Annotated in this window: 16 protein-coding genes; 6 read left to right on the forward strand and 10 right to left on the reverse strand. The window is 60.7% G+C overall.

The features are described from left to right. Positions 1-15: 15 nt before the first annotated feature. The gene (locus WNZ15_RS15905; RefSeq protein WP_342894363.1) at positions 16-906 is read left to right on the forward strand and encodes a proline iminopeptidase-family hydrolase; all 891 of its coding nucleotides are present in this window, start codon (positions 16-18) and stop codon (positions 904-906) included. Positions 907-916: 10 nt separating this feature from the next. Here the strand turns inward: WNZ15_RS15905 and WNZ15_RS15910 are convergent, their stop codons facing one another. From WNZ15_RS15910 to WNZ15_RS15920, 3 genes are read right to left on the reverse strand one after another with little or no spacing between them, the layout of a single operon-like run. After that, positions 917-2215 (reverse strand): TRAP transporter large permease, encoded by a 1299-nt coding sequence (locus WNZ15_RS15910; protein ID WP_342893980.1) that lies wholly within the window; start codon positions 2213-2215, stop codon positions 917-919. Then, complete coding sequence (locus WNZ15_RS15915; protein ID WP_342893981.1) at positions 2212-2820, reverse strand: TRAP transporter small permease; 609 nt, start codon at positions 2818-2820, stop codon at positions 2212-2214. Before WNZ15_RS15915 ends, WNZ15_RS15910 begins: the two co-directional genes overlap by 4 nt. Then, positions 2817-3794: a sialic acid TRAP transporter substrate-binding protein SiaP gene (locus tag WNZ15_RS15920; RefSeq protein WP_342893982.1), complete on the reverse strand. Its 978-nt coding sequence runs from the start codon at positions 3792-3794 to the stop codon at positions 2817-2819. The genes WNZ15_RS15915 and WNZ15_RS15920 overlap by 4 nt, the downstream gene beginning before the upstream one ends. Before the next feature lie 235 nt (positions 3795-4029). Here WNZ15_RS15920 and WNZ15_RS15925 point away from each other — a divergent pair, with 235 nt between their 5' ends. Continuing rightward, positions 4030-4800: a GntR family transcriptional regulator gene (locus tag WNZ15_RS15925; protein ID WP_342893983.1), complete on the forward strand. Its 771-nt coding sequence runs from the start codon at positions 4030-4032 to the stop codon at positions 4798-4800. Positions 4801-4890: 90 nt separating this feature from the next. Here the strand turns inward: WNZ15_RS15925 and WNZ15_RS15930 are convergent, their stop codons facing one another. Beyond that, entirely contained in the window at positions 4891-5385 is a 495-nt protein-coding gene (locus tag WNZ15_RS15930) for an Lrp/AsnC family transcriptional regulator (RefSeq protein WP_342893984.1), read from the reverse strand. 105 nt (positions 5386-5490) lie between these two features. On the opposite strand from WNZ15_RS15930, the gene WNZ15_RS15935 reads away from it, so the two are divergent. Both WNZ15_RS15935 and WNZ15_RS15940 read left to right on the forward strand, forming a co-directional pair. Continuing rightward, complete coding sequence (locus WNZ15_RS15935) at positions 5491-5925, forward strand: universal stress protein (protein WP_342893985.1); 435 nt, start codon at positions 5491-5493, stop codon at positions 5923-5925. A gap of 21 nt (positions 5926-5946) precedes the next feature. Next, complete coding sequence (locus WNZ15_RS15940; RefSeq protein WP_342893986.1) at positions 5947-7488, forward strand: alanine/glycine:cation symporter family protein; 1542 nt, start codon at positions 5947-5949, stop codon at positions 7486-7488. A gap of 831 nt (positions 7489-8319) precedes the next feature. Here the strand turns inward: WNZ15_RS15940 and WNZ15_RS15945 are convergent. The 3 genes from WNZ15_RS15945 to yghU all read right to left on the reverse strand — a co-directional run bounded on the left by WNZ15_RS15945 (position 8320) and on the right by yghU (position 12613). Further along, positions 8320-9753, reverse strand: coding sequence for an NAD(P)(+) transhydrogenase (Re/Si-specific) subunit beta (locus tag WNZ15_RS15945; RefSeq protein WP_342893987.1), 1434 nt, complete (start codon positions 9751-9753; stop codon positions 8320-8322). 12 nt (positions 9754-9765) lie between these two features. Continuing rightward, positions 9766-11337 carry a Re/Si-specific NAD(P)(+) transhydrogenase subunit alpha gene (locus WNZ15_RS15950; RefSeq protein ID WP_342894364.1) on the reverse strand — a complete coding sequence of 524 codons (1572 nt, stop codon included), beginning with the start codon at positions 11335-11337 and terminating at the stop codon, positions 9766-9768. A 406-nt stretch (positions 11338-11743) separates the two neighbouring features. Further along, complete coding sequence (gene yghU, locus WNZ15_RS15955) at positions 11744-12613, reverse strand: glutathione-dependent disulfide-bond oxidoreductase (RefSeq protein WP_342893988.1); 870 nt, start codon at positions 12611-12613, stop codon at positions 11744-11746. A gap of 438 nt (positions 12614-13051) precedes the next feature. Between yghU and WNZ15_RS15960 the strand changes: the two genes are divergently transcribed. Together WNZ15_RS15960 and WNZ15_RS15965 are read left to right on the forward strand one after the other, a co-directional pair. Then, positions 13052-14452 (forward strand): selenium-binding protein SBP56-related protein, encoded by a 1401-nt coding sequence (locus tag WNZ15_RS15960; RefSeq protein WP_342893989.1) that lies wholly within the window; start codon positions 13052-13054, stop codon positions 14450-14452. 12 nt (positions 14453-14464) lie between these two features. Then, positions 14465-15115 carry a hypothetical protein gene (locus tag WNZ15_RS15965; protein ID WP_342894365.1) on the forward strand — a complete coding sequence of 217 codons (651 nt, stop codon included), beginning with the start codon at positions 14465-14467 and terminating at the stop codon, positions 15113-15115. A 110-nt stretch (positions 15116-15225) separates the two neighbouring features. On the opposite strand, the gene WNZ15_RS15970 is transcribed toward WNZ15_RS15965, so the two are convergent. From WNZ15_RS15970 to WNZ15_RS15980, 3 genes are all read right to left on the reverse strand, one after another. After that, the gene (locus WNZ15_RS15970) at positions 15226-15660 is read right to left on the reverse strand and encodes a universal stress protein (RefSeq protein ID WP_342893990.1); all 435 of its coding nucleotides are present in this window, start codon (positions 15658-15660) and stop codon (positions 15226-15228) included. Then, positions 15657-18293 carry a TRAP transporter permease gene (locus WNZ15_RS15975; protein WP_342893991.1) on the reverse strand — a complete coding sequence of 879 codons (2637 nt, stop codon included), beginning with the start codon at positions 18291-18293 and terminating at the stop codon, positions 15657-15659. The genes WNZ15_RS15970 and WNZ15_RS15975 overlap by 4 nt, the downstream gene beginning before the upstream one ends. Before the next feature lie 185 nt (positions 18294-18478). Beyond that, the gene (locus WNZ15_RS15980; protein WP_342894366.1) at positions 18479-19441 is read right to left on the reverse strand and encodes a TAXI family TRAP transporter solute-binding subunit; all 963 of its coding nucleotides are present in this window, start codon (positions 19439-19441) and stop codon (positions 18479-18481) included. Between the last annotated feature and the right edge of the window lie 24 nt (positions 19442-19465).

Raw genomic sequence — 19465 nt, forward strand, 5'->3', positions numbered from 1 at the left:
GTTGCAAGAGTGCGCATGCTGATGATCGAGAATTACGCGCCCTTCGGTGCCTACAGGACCTGGTATCGCATCACCGGAGACCTCGGCAGCGGGCGGACGCCGCTGATTGTCGTGCATGGCGGGCCTGGCTGCACCCACGACTATGTGGATGCTTTCGCGGACCTTGCGGAACACGGGCGGCCGGTCATCCACTACGACCAGCTGGGCAACGGCAATTCCACGCGGTTGCCGGAAAAGGAGGCCGAATTCTGGACGGTCGATCTGTTTCTTGCCGAACTGGACAATCTGATCAATCACCTCGGGATCGCCGGCGGTTACATGCTCCTGGGCCAATCCTGGGGAGGCATGCTGTCCAGTGAGCACGCCGTGCGCAAACCGGACGGCCTGAAAGCGCTGGTCATCGCCAACTCGCCGCCGAGCATGCGTCTGTGGGTGGAGGAGGCCAACCGTCTGCGGCGGGATCTGCCGGACGATGTTCAGGAGACACTGCTGGCACATGAAAAGGCGGGAACGATCGCCAGCGAGGCCTACAAGGCCGCATCGATGGTGTTTTACGGACGTCATGTCTGCCGGGTGGTGCCCTGGCCGGCGGAGGTGGCACGCACCTTCGAAATCATGGACGGCGACTCAACCGTCTACAACGCCATGAACGGGCCGACGGAATTTCACGTCATCGGCACGTTGAAGGACTGGTCGGTGATCGACCGGCTGCATCATATCGACGCGCCGACCCTGCTGCTCTCGGGCCGCCATGATGAGGCAACTCCGAAAGTGGTCCAGCCCTTCGCGGACAAAATTCGCGACGTGCGCTGGACTGTCTTCGAGGACAGCAGCCATATGCCGCATGTGGAGGAACGCAAGGCCTGCATGCAGGTCGTCGGAGCGTTTCTGTCCGAATTCGACTGAGCCGGCAGCTTTACCTGTAGATCAGGTTCGGCAGCCACATGGAAAATGCCGGCACGAACGTCAGCAGCAGCAGAACCGCCACCAGAGGCACCAGGAACGGGGCTGTCGCCGTCACGCATCGCTCGAAGGGCACTTGCGCAACCTTGGACAGCACGTAGAGCACCATGCCGACGGGCGGTGTCAGCAGGCCGATCATCAGGTTTAGGATCATGATGATGCCGAAGTGGACCGGATCGATGCCGAGACCGACCGCCACCGGCAGCAGCACCGGCGTCAGGATGGTGATCGCGGCGATGGTCTCCATGAACAGGCCGATGACCAGCACGATCAGCGTGATGATCAGGAGCAGGGCGATCTTGTTGTCGGTGAAGGCGACCATCAGCTCGGAAAAATGCCGGGCGGTCTGGTTGGCTGTCAGGATCCAGGCGAAGATCGTCGAGGCCGCAACGATGAGCATGATCGCGGCGGTCGTTTCCACGGTTTCGAAGGAAACCTTCAGGATTTTCCGGAAGTTCAGCGTCCGGTACACCCCCACGCCGAGAAAAATGCACCAGGCGACGGCGGCAATGGCCGCCTCGGTCGGTGTGAACAAGCCGAACATGATGCCTCCGATGATGATCATCGGTGTCATCAGCGGCAGCAGCGCATCCAGAAACGTGCGCCCCAGGCGGCCGAGCCGGAAATCCAGGTCGCGCGGATAGTTTCGGCGGCGTGAATACCAGGACACCATCGCCATCAACGCGAGCGCCATCATCAGACCGGGCACGATGCCGGCCATGAACAGCTGGCCGATGGACGCGTCCGCGATCACACCGTAGATCACCAGCGGCAGGGACGGGGGGATGATCGGCCCGATGGTGGACGAGGCCGCCGTGACACCGACCGCGAAATCCGTGTCGTAGCCGGCATCGCGCATCGCCTTGATCTCGATGTTGCCAAGCCCGCCGGCGTCGGCCACGGCCGCGCCGGACATGCCGGCGAAAATGACGCTGGCGCCCACGTTGACGTGTCCGAGACCGCCATGCATCCAGCCGACCGCGGCGCGCGCGAAGGCGAAGATGCGGGTGGTGATGCCGGCGGAATTCATCAGGTTGCCGGCCAGGATGAAGAACGGAACCGCAATCAGGGGAAAGGAATTGATGCCGTTGACCATGTTGGCCAGCACGATCATCGGCGGCAGGCCTTCAAAGACCACAAAGGCCAGGCAGGCCAGTGCCAGGGCAGCGGCGACCGGAACGCCGATGATCATGAGCACAAAGAGAAACAGGATCATCAGGACGATGGCCATGCGCAAACTACTTTCGTTCAATCAGTGGTCAGGTGGTCGTCCATTGACCGGACGATGTCCTCCGGCGATTGGCGCAACCGGCGCCACAGCCACAAGGCCGAGTAAATCGTCATGATGCCGAGCGAGATCACGCAGATCGTGTAGATCCAGGCCTTCGGGATCGGCAGCGAGATCATTTTCTGGCGGGTCTTCTGGGTCAGCTCGATCCCGATCCAGGTCATCGCCCCGAAAAAGCCCAGGGTGATTGTCTGCGACAGGAGGGTCAGCCCCTTTGCGGCGACAGGCGGGACGATGCGCATCAGGAATTCCAGCGTGATGTGCGCGCCGCGCCGTGTGGCCGTGATCGATCCCAGAAAACAGACCAGGATCAGAAGATAGCGTGCCACCTCCTCGGTCCAGGCCAGGGAGTCGTTCAGAACATAGCGGGTGAAGAACTGCAGGAACACGACCACCGCCAGGATCCAGAAGACCAGGATACCGGGCGCATCGATCCACCGGATGGCGCTGAGGTCGGTCGACGTGTCTTCGAACTGCAGCAGGTCGGGCGCGCCACCGGCGCGCCCTTTCCGGTCTTCAACGGCGGCGGGATCGTTCGGTCCGGCCGCCGTTTCGGTGTCCTGGCTCATTGAGCGAGAGCCTGTATCCGTTCATAGTGCTCCTGGGTGTAGGGCACCTTGGATTCGTCTGTCAGGATCGGAGCGACCGCAGCCTGAAAGGCAGCCTTGTCGACTTCATTCACCTGAATGCCCTGGTCTACGAACCATTGCGCCAGATCCTGCTCGGACTGGTAGATTTCGTCCGCGTTCTGCGCCAGTGCGTCCTTGACGACCGCATCGACGACCGCCGCGTCGTCTCCCAGTTGGCCGACGGCGTTCTCGGAGACCACGACAATCAGCGAGTTGCCGATATGACCGGTCAGATTGATGTTCGACTGGACCTCGTAGAATTTCTTGAACTTGATGGTCGGCAGCGGGTTTTCCTGCGCATCAACGACACCCTGCTGCAGGGCCAGATAGACTTCCGAGAAGGCGATGGGCGTCGGGTTGGCACCGACAGCGTTCGGGAACAGCACCATGAGCGGCGAATCCGGAACGCGGATCTTCAGGCCCTTCATGTCGTCGGGCTTGGTGATCGGGAATTTCGACGTCACATGCCGATAGCCGTACCAGGTGATGCCCATCACCGTATGACCGGTGGCGTCCCGGTAACCGTCGGACAGCTCCGTGAACAGGTCGCTGTCGCGGTAGGCTTTCCAGTGATCATAGTCCTTCAGCATGAAGGGATAGTCGGAAATGGCGATCGGGCCAAAATCGCGCTCGGCGAAACTGGGACCGGTGTAGATCATGTCGACCGAACCGATGGTCAGGCCTTCGTTGATTTCTGCTTCCTTGCCGAGGGATGAGGCCGGAAACACCGTGATTTCGACACGGCCTTCGGTCTTGTCCTTGATCTGCTCGGCGGCCCACAGCGCCCATTTGTGATAGCTGGAGCCTTCTTCGTAGACGTGCGCCCATTTCAGGTCGGCAGCCCAGGCCTGGCCGGCAAGGCCAAGCGTCATGGCGGCGGCCATCAGGCCCCGCGTCATCGTTCTTCCAATCATGTCAATCCTCCCATCGGCCGGGAACGAGCTCCTCAACTCGGGTGGCCGTAATTTGTATAACTAGTATACAAGATAATTTACGTATATGACGTAGTGTCGCATTGCAACTCAAATCGAGTAGCCAGGCAGCAGGCGGCCTGTTAGTGGAGTGCCCGGAACAGGGTGAATCCTATAAATTTTGAGGCGGATCGATGCCGTGCCTCAATTCGCGCCAGACCCGGTTTTCGGAGACGAGATGGCCGCACCACCGAAAAAATCGCCTTCACAGCGGGCGAAAACGCGCAAGCCGAGGGCGCCGAACTCTCCGCCGCGCAGCTCCGCGGCGAAAGTTCCCGGGCAGGCTAGGCGCAATTCCGAAATCGTCTACCGGGATCTGCGCGATCAGATCATGAACCTCACCCTGTCGCCCGGCACCCCGCTGGCCGAGAACGACATCGCTGACAGATACGGCCTCAGCCGCACTCCGGTCCGCGAAGCGATCCTGCGCCTGGCCGAGGAGCGTCTCGTCGACGTCTTCCCCAAATCTGGAACCTTCGTGGCCAGAATACCGATGACGGAACTGCGGGAGGCGATCGTCGCCCGGAAGGCGCTGGAAGAGGTCTGCGTCCGCGAAGCGACCGTGAAGGCGAGCGAGAGCTGGCGGGCTGAATTGAGGGCCATCGTCCAGCGGGAGCGTGACCTGGCAGAAGCCGGTGACGCCCAGTCCTTCCACGAAGCCGACAACGCCTTCCATGCCGGGATCGCGGCGGCGGGCGGTTATCCGGGCATCTGGACCATGATCGAGAAGATCCGGCTCCAGGTGGAGCGGTACCGCCGGCTGACCCTGCCGCAGGAGGGCAGGATGAACCTGGTCGCCGATGAACACGCGGCGGTGCTCGATGCGATGGAGCAGGGTGATGCGGATACGGCGGTTGCGCGCATGAACAGCCATCTGAACAAGTTGCAGATCGACATCGGGACCTTCAGGCACCTCTGGCCGGACTATTTCCTGTTCGACGACCAGTAGCGCCGGGCAAGCGGGACCGGTCGGCGGCACCGGACAATGGCATCGGGCAGGGCGCCGTGCGGACCCGTGCCTGCCGGCCGTTCAAAAACCTCATTGTTCCAGATGAAGGCCCCGGAACTCCTTGACCGTGCTCAGGCTGAGCAGGGTTTTCATCTGCGAGACCGACGGGATCTGGGACAGCCGGTTCCGGTAGAGCTTTTCATAGGCCGCCGTATTCTTCGTGACCAGCCGGATCAGGTAGTCGAATTCTCCCGAAATCAGATGACACTCCAGAACCTCCGGCATGCGATCTATCGCGTCCTCGAACGCGGTGATGTCGTCCTTGCGCTGGCTGGTCAGTTTGACCTCGATGAACACCTGGATCTCCAGGTTAAGGGCCGCACGGTTCAGGCGCACCGTGTATCCGGAAATGAACCCGTTCGCTTCCAGCAGTTTGACCCGGCGGTGGCAGGCCGAAAGTGACAGCCCGATTTGCTCGGAAAGCTTCGCCATGGAGACTCTGCTGTCCTTTTGCAAGGCTGTAAGAATTTTCTGATCAAGCCCATCCATGAAAAAATTTCCGATTTTTCCCAGTAATTTCAACATTTATTCATAAATTATCCGAAATCGATCAAAATTCGAGAACATTTCTGTTTTTTAGCAAGGTAAATTCTTTCTACGGCAAATTGCCGCATGACAGGGGAACAGAACATGTCAAAGAAAATCGTCGTCGGATATGACGGCAGTGAAGGCGCCGCGAATGCGCTTGAATTCGCTGCTGGTCTCGCCAAGGCCAGTGGGGCCGGACTTGTGATTGCTCATGTGTTGGAGTGGTCGCCCTATACTTTCCTGACACCCAATGAAATCGAGGAACGTCACGCGAGGCGCAAAGAGGAGCTGGAACGCGCGGACAAGGCGGTTTTGGCGCCTGTTTTGAAGAAACTGGAAGGCAGTGGCCTGGAAGTCACCTCGGCGCTGCGCTACGGCCACATTGCGGAAACGCTGATCAAGATTGCCGAAGATGAACACGTTGAACATCTGGTGATCGGCCGAACGGGCCATTCCAGTCTTTCGACCCGTATCTTCGGCTCCGTGGCCGGCAGCCTGGCGCAGGCCGCTCCGGTTCCGATCACCATCGTTCCGTGATTTCAGAAGGTGAATTCCAGCATGAAAAATTTCAGCGCTGCGGCTTTTGCCGCGACAGCCTCGCTCTGTGCGTCCGCACCGGCCATGGCTCAAACGATCGATGAACAGGTCAATGCCGTGTTTGCCAGCTCGACGGGCTGGTTCGTCAGTTTCATCTTCAGTCCCTTTCCCGGAACGTCGTTCCCCTGGATCGTGGCCTGGCTCGTGGTCGCGGCCACGATCTTCACGCTCTATTTTGGTTTCATTCAGTTCAAGGCGTTTCCGCATTCCATCGCTCTGGTGCGCGGTGACTACTCGGATCCGAATGATGCCGGAGAAGTCAGTCATTTCCAGGCCCTGGCAACCGCGCTGTCGGGCACCGTGGGTCTGGGCAACATTGCAGGTGTGGCCGTTGCGGTCGGCATCGGCGGGCCCGGGGCAACGTTCTGGATGGTCCTGGCCGGTCTCATGGGCATGGCGTCGAAATTCACCGAGTGCACGCTCGGCGTGAAGTACCGCAACGAATACGCGGACGGCACGGTGTCCGGCGGCCCGATGTACTACATGACCAAGGGTTTCGAGGAACGCGGCTTCCCCGCAGGCAAGGTGCTGGCCGTCGTGTTCGCGGTGTTCTGTATCCTCGGCGCGCTTGGTGGCGGCAACATGTTCCAGGCCAACCAGGCGCATGCCCAGATCTCGAATGTCGTGGGTGACTATCCGGGCTGGATCACGGGCATCATCTTTGCCGGGATCGTGTTCGCGGTCATCGTCGGCGGTCTGAAGTCCATTGCTTCGGTGACCGAAAAGGTCGTGCCCTTCATGGGGGTTCTCTATGTCGTCACCGCGCTGGTGATCATTCTCATGAATGCCGACAAGATCGGCTGGGCCTTCGGTCAGATCTTCGAAGGCGCCTTCAGCGGTCTGGGTGTCGCGGGCGGCATGGTCGGTGCGCTGATCCAGGGCTTCAAGCGGGCAGCCTTCTCCAACGAGGCAGGCGTCGGTTCGGCGGCGATCGCCCACTCCGCTGTTCGCACCAAGGAACCGATCACGGAAGGCTTCGTCTCCCTGCTGGAGCCGTTCATCGACACGGTCGTCATCTGCACCATGACCGCTCTGGTCATTATCATCACGGGGCAACTGGTCGCGGACCCGACAACGGGCCTCTACTTGCTCAACGAGAGCGGCTCGGCCATTCAGACGGTCGAGGGCAATTCCGGCGTGGCCCTGACTTCGGCGGCGTTCTCCTCGGCCTTCGGCTGGTTCCAGTACGTGCTGGTGATCGCGGTGGTGCTGTTTGCCTTCTCCACCATGATCAGCTGGTCCTATTACGGGCTGAAAGCCTGGACCTTCCTGTTCGGCGAAGGCAAGTCAAAGGAACTGGTGTTCAAGATCCTGTTCTGCATCTTCGTCGTGATCGGCGCGGCTGCGAGCCTGGGGCCGGTGATCGACTTCTCCGACGCGGCCATTTTCGCCATGGCGGTCGTCAACATCATCGCGCTTTACGCCCTGATGCCGATCGTCAAGAAGGAAATGAACAGCTACCTGAGCCGGCTGAAATCCGGTGAGATCAAGAAGTTCAAATGAGAACGTTCCTGATCTGGTGAAAAACCGAAGCCGCCCTTCGCAGGGCGGCTTCTTGCTGACGGTCCCTCGGTTCGCCATTCCGGACAAGGGCGGCAAGGCTGCGCGATGGTCCGGAAGCCGCAATGTCAGTGCGAGCGAATGCGAGCGCCACAGCAATTCAAGTATCAGAAATCATGAATAAAGACGCGTCAGCGGCGCGAAGTTGACGCTGGAGCGTGTCGCATTTAAACGGAAAAATCAGCATCGCTTTTTGCGTTGGAACTCCCGGTTCCAGAAAGCGAAAAGCGATTCCGATTAAATGCGATTTGCTCTAGGCTCCGGCTCTGGCCATGCAGCTCTGCTGCAGACCGTCCGGGAATGTTTGTCTCAGGTGATGTTATGATGGGGCTGGTCTCCCGGAAAGAAATTCCGGGAGACCAGTGACAGGCGACCGTGCCGGGGTGACCCGGATGGGGAATTGGTCCGGTAAACCTGAGCTGCGATCCCCGGCATCCCCCCACCCTCGGGGTCACCCCGGACGCAGCGCAGCGAAGATCCGGGGCCTACTCGTTCGCAGAGGCTTTGTTGGGTGTCCCGGAGAACACGGCATATGCTGACCTTCTGGCAAGCGTAAGGAGCGCAGCCGTTCGCAGCACGGCTTGCGCAAACCGCTGCTACCTCAGCAAGCGGCATCGCGAGTAGGCCCCGGCTCTGCGCTGCGCTTGGCCGGGGTGACGCCGAGGGTGGCAATCAGCATCTCTTTCTTTCAACAGAGTTGATGACCGCCCGAATATGTCAACAAGCTGAGCCACCCCGGGGCCGGGGTGGCTCGAAGTCGAAAAGACTGCCTTCTCAGCTGATCTGGGTCAGCAGCTTGTCGAGGCTGGCCTTGGCGTCGCCGTAGAACATCCGCGTGTTTTCCTTGTAGAACAGCGGGTTCTCGATACCTGAATAGCCCGTGCCCTGGCCGCGTTTGGAAACGAAGACCTGCTTGGCCTTCCACACTTCCAGCACCGGCATGCCGGCGATAGGAGAATTCGGGTCTTCCTGTGCGGCCGGATTGACGATGTCGTTGGACCCGATCACGATGACGACGTCCGTCTCCGGGAAGTCCTCGTTGATCTCGTCCATTTCCATGACGATGTCGTAAGGCACCTTGGCTTCGGCCAGCAGAACGTTCATGTGGCCGGGCAGGCGCCCGGCGACCGGGTGGATCGCGAAACGGACAGTCTTGCCCTTTGCGCGCAGGCGCCGGGTCAGCTCGGCGACATTCTGCTGGGCCTGGGCCACCGCCATGCCGTAGCCCGGAACGATGATGACGCTGTCCGCGTCTTCAAGCGCGGCGACCACACCATCGGCGTCGATGGCGATCTGCTCGCCTTCCACTTCCATCGCCGGCCCGGTGGTGTTGCCGAAGCCGCCGAGGATCACGGAGATGAACGAGCGGTTCATCGCCTTGCACATGATGTAGGACAGGATCGCGCCGGAGGACCCGACCAGGGCACCGACGACGATCAGCAGATCGTTGCCGAGCGAAAAGCCGATAGCCGCCGCGGCCCAGCCCGAATAGGAATTCAGCATCGATACCACCACCGGCATGTCGGCGCCGCCGATGCCCATGATCAGGTGATAGCCGATGAAGAACGCCAGCAGCGTCACCAGGATAAGTGTCCAGATTCCCGCGCCGTTCAGGAACAGGATCAGCAGGATCAGGCTGAGGATGCCCGCACCGGCATTGAGCATGTGGCCGCCCGGCAGCTTTTCCGCCTTGGAGGTGATCTTGCCGGCCAGCTTGCCGAACGCGACGACCGACCCGGTGAAGGTGATCGCGCCGATGAAGACGCCGAGAAAGACCTCGACCTTGAGGATCGACTGTTCGACCGGGCTCTTGTGCGCCAGGATCGCGGCAAACCCTTCCAGGGCTTCGCGTTCCTCGGCTCCCATGGCGAGGACCCGTCCGAGTTCGATATCAGCGTTGAAGCCGACGAAAACGGCGGCCAGGCCCACCAGCGAATGCATCGCCGCAACCAGTTGCGGCATCTCGGTCATCTGCACGCGCTGTGCCACGTAGTAACCGATGATCCCGCCGCCGGCGATCAGCAGCACCGACAGGAGCCACAGGCCGGAGCCCGGGCCGATCAGCGTGGCGGCAACCGCCAGCGCCATGCCGGCAATGCCGTACCAGACCGCGCGTTTCGCGCTTTCCTGCCCCGAGAGGCCGCCAAGAGAAAGAATGAACAGTACAGCCGCAACCACATAGGCAGCCGTCGTGAAACCGAATTCCATGGCTCGGCCTCCTTAGGATTTCTGGAACATGGCAAGCATGCGCCTGGTGACAAGGAAACCGCCGAAGATGTTGATCCCGGCCATGAAGATGGACAGACCGGCCAGCAGGATCACCAGGAAGGACCCGGACCCGATCTGCATTATGGCGCCGAGGATGATGATCGACGAAATGGCGTTGGTCACCGCCATGAGCGGCGTGTGCAGGGCGTGGCTGACATTCCAGATCACCTGGAAACCGACGAAGACGGCGAGCACGAAGACGATGAAATGCTGCATGAAGCTGGCCGGGGCGATCAGCCCCACGAGCAGCAGCAGAAGACCGCCGCCGACCAGCAGAGACACTTGCTGCCTGGTCTGCGCCTTGAAGGCGGCAACTTCAGCGGCACGCTTTTCCTCCGGCGTCAGCTCTTTCGGCTTTTCCTTGGGTTTGGCTGCGATGGCCTGAACTTTCGGCGGTGGCGGCGGGAAGGTTATTTCGCCTTCATGGGTCACCGTCGACCCGCGGATGACGTCGTCTTCCATGTTGTGAACGACCCGGCCGTCTTTCTCCGGTGTCAGGTCGGTCATCATGTGACGGATGTTGGTGGCATAGAGCGTCGAGGCCTGTGTCGCCATCCGGGACGGGAAATCGGTATAGCCGACGATGGTCACGCCGTTGTCGGTGACGACCTTCTCGTCCTTGACCGTGCCTTCCACGTTGCCGCCGCGCTCGGCGGCGAGATCGATGATCACCGAGCCCGGCTTCATGGCCTTGACCATGTCTTCCAGCCACAATTTCGGCGCGTCGCGGTTCGGGATCAGCGCCGTGGTGATGACGATGTCCATTTCCGGGGCGAGTTCGCGGAACTTGGCGAGCTGGGCTTCCCGGAATTCGGGAGAGGAGACACTGGCATAGCCGCCGGTCGCGGCGCCGTCCTGCTGCTCTTCCTTGAAATTCAGATAGACGAATTCCGCACCCATGGATTCGACCTGTTCGGCAACTTCCGGGCGGACGTCGAAGGCATAGGTTACCGCGCCGAGCGACGTGGCCGTGCCGATGGCGGCAAGGCCCGCGACACCGGCGCCGACGACCAGCACCTTCGCCGGCGGAACTTTGCCGGCGGCGGTGATCTGGCCGGTGAAGAATCGGCCGAAATTGTTGCCGGCTTCGATCACCGCACGGTAACCGGCGATGTTGGCCATGGAACTGAGTGCGTCCATCTTTTGCGCGCGCGAGATCCGCGGCACCATTTCCATGGCGATCACGCTGGCACCCTTGGCCCTGGCAGCTTCAAGTCCGGTTTCGTTGCCGCCCGGGTTGAAGAAGGAAATCAGGGTTTTGCCCTTGGCAAGATAGCCCGTTTCCTTTTCGTCCGGCTGACGCACCTTGGTGATGATGTCGGATCTTTTCCAAAGGCTCGGGGCCGTCTTGACGATTTCAACACCCGCTTCCTGATAGGCCGCGTCGGAAAAACCGGCGGCCTTGCCGGCGCCGCTCTGTATGAGGCAGGTATACCCGAGCTTGTGCAGCTGCTTTGCGGACTCCGGCGTCATCGCCACCCGGTTCTCCCCGGGAAAGGTTTCCTTTGGTGTACCGATTATCAGGGCTTCAGGCATTCGTCGCTCCAACAAGGTGTCGAGGAAAGGGATGATCGGTTGACCTGGCGAATTGACTCCTCCGCATCGCCCGGTCCCTCACAAACATGAGGCGAATTTAGAAACGATATTTTTACTGATGACAAGGTGTGATTGCCTTGAATATGCACGGTTTCGCCACACTTCGGCTGCGGCCCATGGCGGGACATTTTCACGGCGCTGGCGCGGTTCCCGGACCCGAAACGGACCCGAAACGGCCCCGGAACGGGACAATGGCCCGGTTTCCCGGACAGGACAGCTTTTACGAAAACGGTCCCGGGCAGCCATACTCAATTCGGTTTGACCGATTGCCGCACAGGCGCATTTGCTGACGCGGCGGACGGACGCGCTTCGGTCCGTCCGCCGTCGTCCGGTGCTACTCCGCCGCGTTGCCGAGGCCGGTCTTGGCATCCAGGTCGCTGGCGTCATGGCGCTCCGCAAGCTGCTCGTGGTCCTCGCCCGTGACCTTGTTGACCATGCGGCCGCGCACGACAGCGGGGCGGGCGTCGATCTTCTCGGCCCAAGCGGTGAGGTGCTTGTACTCGTGCACCGACAGGAATTCTGCGGCGCCGTAAGCCCGCCCGAGTACCATGCCACCATACCAGGGGAAGATCGCGATGTCCGCGATGGTATAGTCGTCCCCGGCAATGTAGGGCCGCTCGGCAAGGGCCTTGTCGAGCACGTCGAGCTGGCGCTTGGTCTCCATTGCGAAACGGTCGATGGGATACTGGAATTTCTCCGGCGCATAGGCGTAGAAATGCCCGAAGCCGCCGCCAAGATAGGGGGCGGACCCCATCTGCCAGAACAGCCAGTTCAGGGTTTCCGTGCGCGCCGCCGGATCCTGCGGCAGGAATTCTCCGAATTTTTCCGCCAGATAAAGCAGGATCGAGCCGGATTCGAACACGCGTGTCGTGGGCTGCGTCGAGTGATCGACCAAAGCCGGTATCTTTGAATTCGGGTTCGCACCGACAAAACCGCTGGAGAACTGGTCGCCGTCGCCGATCCGGATCAGCCAGGCATCATAGTCCGCGCCTGCGTGGCCGCGTGCCAGCAGTTCTTCCAGCATCACGGTGACCTTGACCCCGTTGGGCGTTGCCAGGGAGTAGAGCTGCAAGGGATGCTTGCCGACCGGCAGCTCCTTGTCATGCGTCGCGCCTGAAACGGGCCGGTTGATACTGGCGAACTGGCCACCGCTCGGCTGGTCCCAGGTCCAGACTTTTGGCGGGGTGTAGGTGAGGTCACTCATGAAGCATGTCTCCGCAACGGGTCAGGCATTGATCGGCGGCGACCGGCGACGCGCCTGCGCACGCAACCTATCGCAATCTTACGATAAAATAGGCGGCGGCAGTCGCAATGCCTAGTACCGTTCTCTGTTTGGAGGATCTAAATTGCGCGAAGTGCTAAAAAAATAGAACCTGGTTGTCGTCAATTCTCCTGTTGCAGTCCATTGGTGCTGCGCTGGCGGTCAAAGTTAGGATGTGTTTTCACCATCGACCCGCATGGGTTAATCGGGCATGCTCTGCTGATTGCAATCGGAAGGCAGCATTTTGGCAGACCGGTGCGAAGTCTTCGGGAGGTTGCAAGAAGCATCAAAACAGCGTCTGCGGCTTTTCGGGAATTCCGCAAAATCAAGAACATAACGGAACTCCCGTCTTGAATTTCATCGTATTCGAGGGAGCACGTCATGAATTTGAGACCAGATCCGAGTTTTTACCCAACCGCGCGCATGGCAATGGAAGCACCGGCGGAAAAACTGGCCTTTACCCTGATGCTCAGTCCGGATTTTTCGCAGCCGGACGGTCTCGCCGTTGTCAATGTCGACGCGGAGAGCCCCGACTACAGCAAGATCGTGCACACCGTTCTGATGCCGAACAAGGGAGATGAGTTCCATCACTTCGGCTGGAATGCCTGTTCCTCTGCCCTGTCTCCGCTGACCGGACATGCCTTTCTCGAGCGCCGCTATCTGATCATTCCGGGCATCCGGTCTTCGCGGATCTACGTCATTGACGTGAAAGAGCCCCTGAAGGCGAAAATTCACAAGATCATCGAACCGGAAGAGGTTTTCTCCAAGACCGGCTATTCCCGCCCGCACACGATCCATTGCGGCCCGGAAGGGATTTACGTATCGACGCTCGGCGGCGGTGGACCGGACGGCACGGACGGACCTCCCGGGATCTTCATCATGGATTGCGAAACCTTCGATATTCTCGGCCGCTACGAGATGGATCGTGGCATCCAGGACAAACACTATGATTTCTGGTGGAACCTGCCGCGCGACTACATGGTGTCGTCGGAATGGGGATTGCCGCCACAGTTCGAGAACGGCATCGTCGCGGGAGACCTTCTGTCCAACAAATACGGACACAAACTGCATTTCTGGGATTTGCGCGGACGGAAGAACATCCAGACCATCGATCTGGGCGAAAATCACCAGATGGCTCTCGAGATCCGGCCCGCCCATGATCCGGCCAAGCAATTCGGGTTCTGTGGGGTCGTGGTCGATACGACCAATCTGCAGGGCGCGATCTTCACCTGGTGGCGCAACGACGATGGCACCTTCGAAGCCAAGAAGACCGCCACCATCGACCCCCAGCCTGCCGATCCCGCGGATCTGCCGGATCTTCTGAAGGGCTTCTCGGCCGTGCCGCCGCTGGTAACGGACATCGATCTGAGCCTGGACGACAGGTTTCTCTATGTGGCCTGCTGGGGTACGGGAGAAATGCACCAGTATGATGTGTCTGATCCGATGAACCCCAAGCTGGCCGGCAAGGTCGAGATCGGCGGGATCGTGAAAAAGTCTCCGCATCCCAATGGACAGGCGTTCGGCTATGGACCGCAGATGGTCGAGATCAGCCGGGACGGTCAGCGGGTTTACTGGACCAACTCGCTCTATTCCACCTGGGACGACCAGTTCTATCCGGGCGAGCGCGGTGCAGCCATGGTCATGGCACGGGCCGCGCCCGGTGGCGGGCTGTCACTGGATCCGGATTTCTGGGTGACCTTTCCAGACGGCTACCGCTCGCATCAGATCCGGCTCGAAGGTGGCGACTGTTCGACCGACAGTTTCTGCTTTCCGTCGGTCTAGACCTTGGACGAGATGAGCGTGGCGGCCCTTTGGTGGGCCGTCGTCGCATCTGGTCTGTATCACGGACTGAACCCGGGCATGGGCTGGCCGCTGGCGGTGTCGGCCGCCCTCATGGAACAGCGGGTGCTGGCCCTGCCGCGCGCGCTGCTGGCGCTGGCGGCCGGCCATCTGGCGGCAATGCTGGTGATACTTCTTCCCTTTTCGGCGATGATCACCCTGGTGGCTCTGGAAAGGGAAATCCGTCTGGGCGCCGCCTGCCTGGTCATCGGGTTGGGGATTTACCTGCTCGTCAATACGCGCCATCCGCGCTTTCTGGCACGAATCTCACCGGCCAGACTTGGTCTCTGGTCGTTCCTGGTCGCCAATGCCCATGGCGCCGGGTTGATGCTCGTGCCGATCTATCTGGGCATTTGCGCGGTGAATGCGGATGCCGGGCACGACGCTGCGGGAACCCTGATGGCGGCAGATGTCCGCATGGCGCTGATCGTGGCTGCCGTTCATACCCTGGCCATGGCCGTGGCCGGCAGTCTGCTGGCCTTCGGGGTCTACTTCTGGCTCGGGCTTCGGTTCCTTCAGAAGGCCTGGTTCAACCTGGACCGTTTGTGGGCGGCCAGCCTTGTCGTCGTGGGCGCGTTTGCCCTGGCGCTGACCCTCCGGGCGTGATCCCGGAGGGCATTCGCACCGTGACGGCCAAAGGCGCGCCCGGCCGCGGTTGCTCAGTCGTGAGGCGGAGCGGCTAAATGCGCCTTGCCGGCAGGCGGTTGACCACAGGATTACTCGCCGCGCACGACATAGACCGAGCATTTCGAATGGCGGACGACCCGGGCGGCGTTGGGCCCGAGCAGATATTCACTCAGATGAGGCTGATGCGCGCCGATGACGATCAGGTCGGCGCCGGTCTTCTTCGCCACTTCAAGGATTTCCTCGTAGATCGACCCGGTCGCCACGAGGTGGCGGATATCCTTGTTGCGCTCTTCACCGAGCACGGTTCCGACCTTCTCGGTGAGCTTTTTCCTCGTATCCTCGACCATCTGGCCCTGGAAGTTTTCGTCGAAATAGGAAGCCACCATGTTGATTCCGGCGCTGGGAACAACGGAGATGACGTCCAGTTGGGCATTCTCGAGGCGGGCGAGCTTGTCGGCAATCTGCAGCACCTTGGTATCGTGGTCCTGCTGCACGTCGACCGCGCACAATACGGATTTCGTCATGCCGTTACTCCTTCTTCACGGACAGCCTTGCCGGCCCGGCTTTTCTGCAGCAGGTAGACGAGCAGCAGCAGCAGCAGACCCGGAATGAAGATCAGTTCCTTCGGCAACTGGTCGGCTTCGATATTCGCTTCCTTCACGATGACCGGTTCGTCACCGTAAAAGTCGAAATTGCCCAATTGTTCGAAATAGGGTGTTCCGGGGAAAGGTTCGTCGAGCTTCAGCACGCCGTCCTCGTCCAGAGTGGTCAGGCCGAGAGCGGTGAGCCGTGCCTCGCCTCCCGTTTCCGGTCCGGGGTTCAGGAGGATCCTGGTTTCCGTGATGTCGCCGGTATCGAAGTCGGGACCGCTCAGAACCATCCGGACTTCGCTTCCCTCCGGCGCGTCGCCGATGGCGGAAACGATGTTCGCGGGCTGCACCGTTTCAAAGGGAGGCTGGATCAGGTTCATGAAGTAGTCCGGCCGGAACAGGACGAAGGCGATCAGCACCAGGGCGACGCTTTCGTAGATACGGCTCTTGGTGACGAAGTGGCCCATGGTTCCGGCGGTGAACACCAGAATGGCGATCGTCGACACAATGAAGACCAGAATGCCCTGGGTCACCGTGACATCGATCAGCAGCAGGTCGGTGTTGAAGATGAACACGAAGGGCAGGGCCACGGTTCTGAGGGAATAGAAGAACGCGATGAAGCCCGTCTTGATGGCGTCGCCCCCCGACACCGCCGCGGCCGCGAAGGACGCCAGTCCCACCGGTGGCGTCACATCCGCCATGATGCCGAAATAGAACACGAACAGATGCACCGCGATCAGGGGCACGATCAGGCCCGACTGGGCGCCGAGTTCAACCACGACGCCGGCCATGAGAGAGGACACGACGATGTAGTTCGCGGTGGTCGGCAGGCCCATCCCCAGCACAAGCGACAGGATGCCGACGAAGATCAGCATCAGGATCAGGTTGCCGCCGGAGACAAACTCCACCAGGTCGGCCATCACCTGGCCGATCCCCGTGAGCGTGACCGTGCCGACGATCACGCCGGCCGTCGCGGTCGCAAGGCCGATGCCGATCATGTTGCGGGCACCGTCGATCATGCCGTTCAGCAAATCGACGAAACCGGCCTTCGTGGCCTCGAAGGTTTCGCTTTCACCCCGGAACACGGTCTTGATCGGCCGCTGGGTCAGGAGGATCACGAACAGCAGCGCGGTTGCCCAGAAAGCGGACAGACCCGGTGACTTCTGCTCGATCATCAGGAAATAGACCAGCACGACGATCGGCAGCAGGTAATAGAGCCCGGCCTTGTAGATCTCGGAGATTTCCGGAAGTGTGACTTCCTTGGCGTTCGGGTCGTCCGGGTGCAGGTCGTCTACGGTGGAGGCCAGTTTCAGGAGCGCCAGATAGGCGGCGAACACCAGCAGGGCGAGCACCCAGCCGGCGCCTTCCGGAACCAGGGCGACAACCCATCCGATCGGATACTGGATGCCGTAGCACAGCGCGGCGAACCCGGCGAAGAAGAAGAACATTCCCAGCACCGTGCGCAAGGTCGACACGGCCTTGTGGCCGATGACGGGCATGTTCCGCTTCACCGCCTCCAGATGCACGATATAGACCAGCGCGATATAGGAGATAACCGCGGGCAGGAAGGCATGCGTGATCACTTCCACGTAGGAAATGCCGACATATTCGACCATCAGGAAGGCGGCTGCCCCCATGACCGGCGGCATGATCTGGCCATTGACGGATGAGGCGACCTCAACGGAGCCGGCCTGCTCGGACGAGAAGCCGACCCGCTTCATCAGTGGAATGGTGAATGTGCCGGTGGTGACGACGTTGGCGATCGAGGAACCGGAAATCAGGCCCGTCGCGGCGGAGCCGACGACTGCGGCCTTTGCCGGGCCGCCCTTGAGGTGGCCGAGCGCACCGAAGGCCATTTTGATGAAATAGTTGCCGGCTCCGGCCTTGTCCAGCAGGGCCCCGAACAGGACAAAAAGGAACACGAATTTGGTGGAGACGCCGAGGGCGATGCCGAACACGCCTTCCGACGTGATCCACATGTGGCTCATCGCCTTTTGCAGAGATGCTCCCTTCCAGCGAATGACTTCCGGAACCCATCCGGACGATCCGAAGAAGACGTAGAGCAGGAAGACGGTGGCGACCAGGGCCATGGCGGGACCCAGAGCCCGGCGCGCGGCTTCGAACAGGACAATGATGCCGGCTAGCGCGAACCACTTGTCTGTATGGTCGGCCAGTCCGCCATTGGCGACGATCTTGTCATAGAAGAAGAAGCCGTACAGCGAGATGAAGGCTCCGAAGAACGCCAGAGCCCAGTCCTGGATCGGAATGCGGTGCCGTGGACTGCTCTTCAGGGCGGGGTAGGCCATGAAGGCCAGGAACATGGCAAAGGCCAGGTGCAATTGCCGGCTGTTGTTGATCAGGTCGGACGGCAGCACGTAGTAGACGATGGGAGAGGCAAGCAGCACCTGGTAACAGGACCAGGCCAGCGCAATGCCCGCGATCATGAGGCCGACGGGGCCCGCGGGGTTCCTTGATCCGGAATCGGAGGAGGCGACGAGTTCCTGAAGTTCCGCTTCGGACAGGCCTTGCCGCGTGTCCCGGCCGTTCGGCTGGTTCTGATCAGACATGAAGTTCCCCCGGTCTTCCGGCTGAAGGTCAGCGCCGGCGCTGTGCACAGTAGGATCCGGTCGGTTGTGGCCCGCCGGAACATGTTTTGTTCAAAATTTCATAGGCGCGCATCGGACAGGCTGTTTTGGTCCTGCGTGCGAAAACGGGCCCGGTACAAGACCGGACCCGCATGTTGTCGTCAGGCTTAGTTGATCCAGCCCTGTTCCTTGTAGTACTTGGCTGCGCCCGGATGAAGCGGGGCGGACAGGCCGTCCTTGGCCATTTCTTCCGGCTTCAGGTTGGCAAATGCCGGATGCAGCTTCTTGAACGCATCAATGTTCTCGAAGACCGACTTCACCAGGACGTAGACGGTTTCCTCGGGAACGTTGGCGGAGGAGATGAAGGTGGCGCCGACGCCGAAGGTGTTGGTGTCTGCGTCATTGCCGCGGTACATGCCGCCCGGGATCGTCGCCGTACGGTAGTAGCTGTTCTCGTTCACCAGCTTGTCGACCGCTGCTCCGTCGACGTTCACCAGAACGGAATCACATGCGGTGGTGGCTTCCTGGATGGAACCGGACGGGTGACCGACCGTGTAGACCATGGCATCGATCTGGTTGTCGCACAGGGCGGCGGACTGTTCGGCCGCTTTCAGTTCGGTCGCCTGGGTGAAATCATCGGTGGTCCAGCCCATGGCTTCCATCAGCACTTCCATCGTGCCGCGCTGACCCGAGCCCGGGTTGCCGATGTTGACGCGTTTGCCCTTCAGGTCGCTGAAGTTCTTGATGCCGCTGTCGGCGCGGGCAACCACGGTGAACGGCTCCGGATGCACGGAGAAGACAGCGCGCAGCTCTTCGAACGGACCCTTGTCCTCGAATTTCGAGGTGCCGTTGTAAGCATGATACTGCCAGTCTGACTGGGCCACGCCGAATTCAAGCTCGCCTTCGCGAACGGTGTTGATGTTGTAGACCGATCCACCGGTGGATTCGACCGAGCAGCGGATGCCGTGCTCCTTGCGGCCCTTGTTGACCAGACGGCAGATCGCGCCGCCCGTCGGGTAATAAACACCGGTCACACCGCCGGTCCCGATGGTGATGAACTCCTCCGCGGAGGCAGCGCCGGTGAATGCGATGCTGGTCGCCAGAACGGCGCCTGCAAGGTTCAGTTTCATCGTCATTTGACTAGGCTTCCCTCT

The organism is Roseibium sp. AS2, from assembly GCF_038900065.1.
Lineage (GTDB): Bacteria > Pseudomonadota > Alphaproteobacteria > Rhizobiales > Stappiaceae > Roseibium.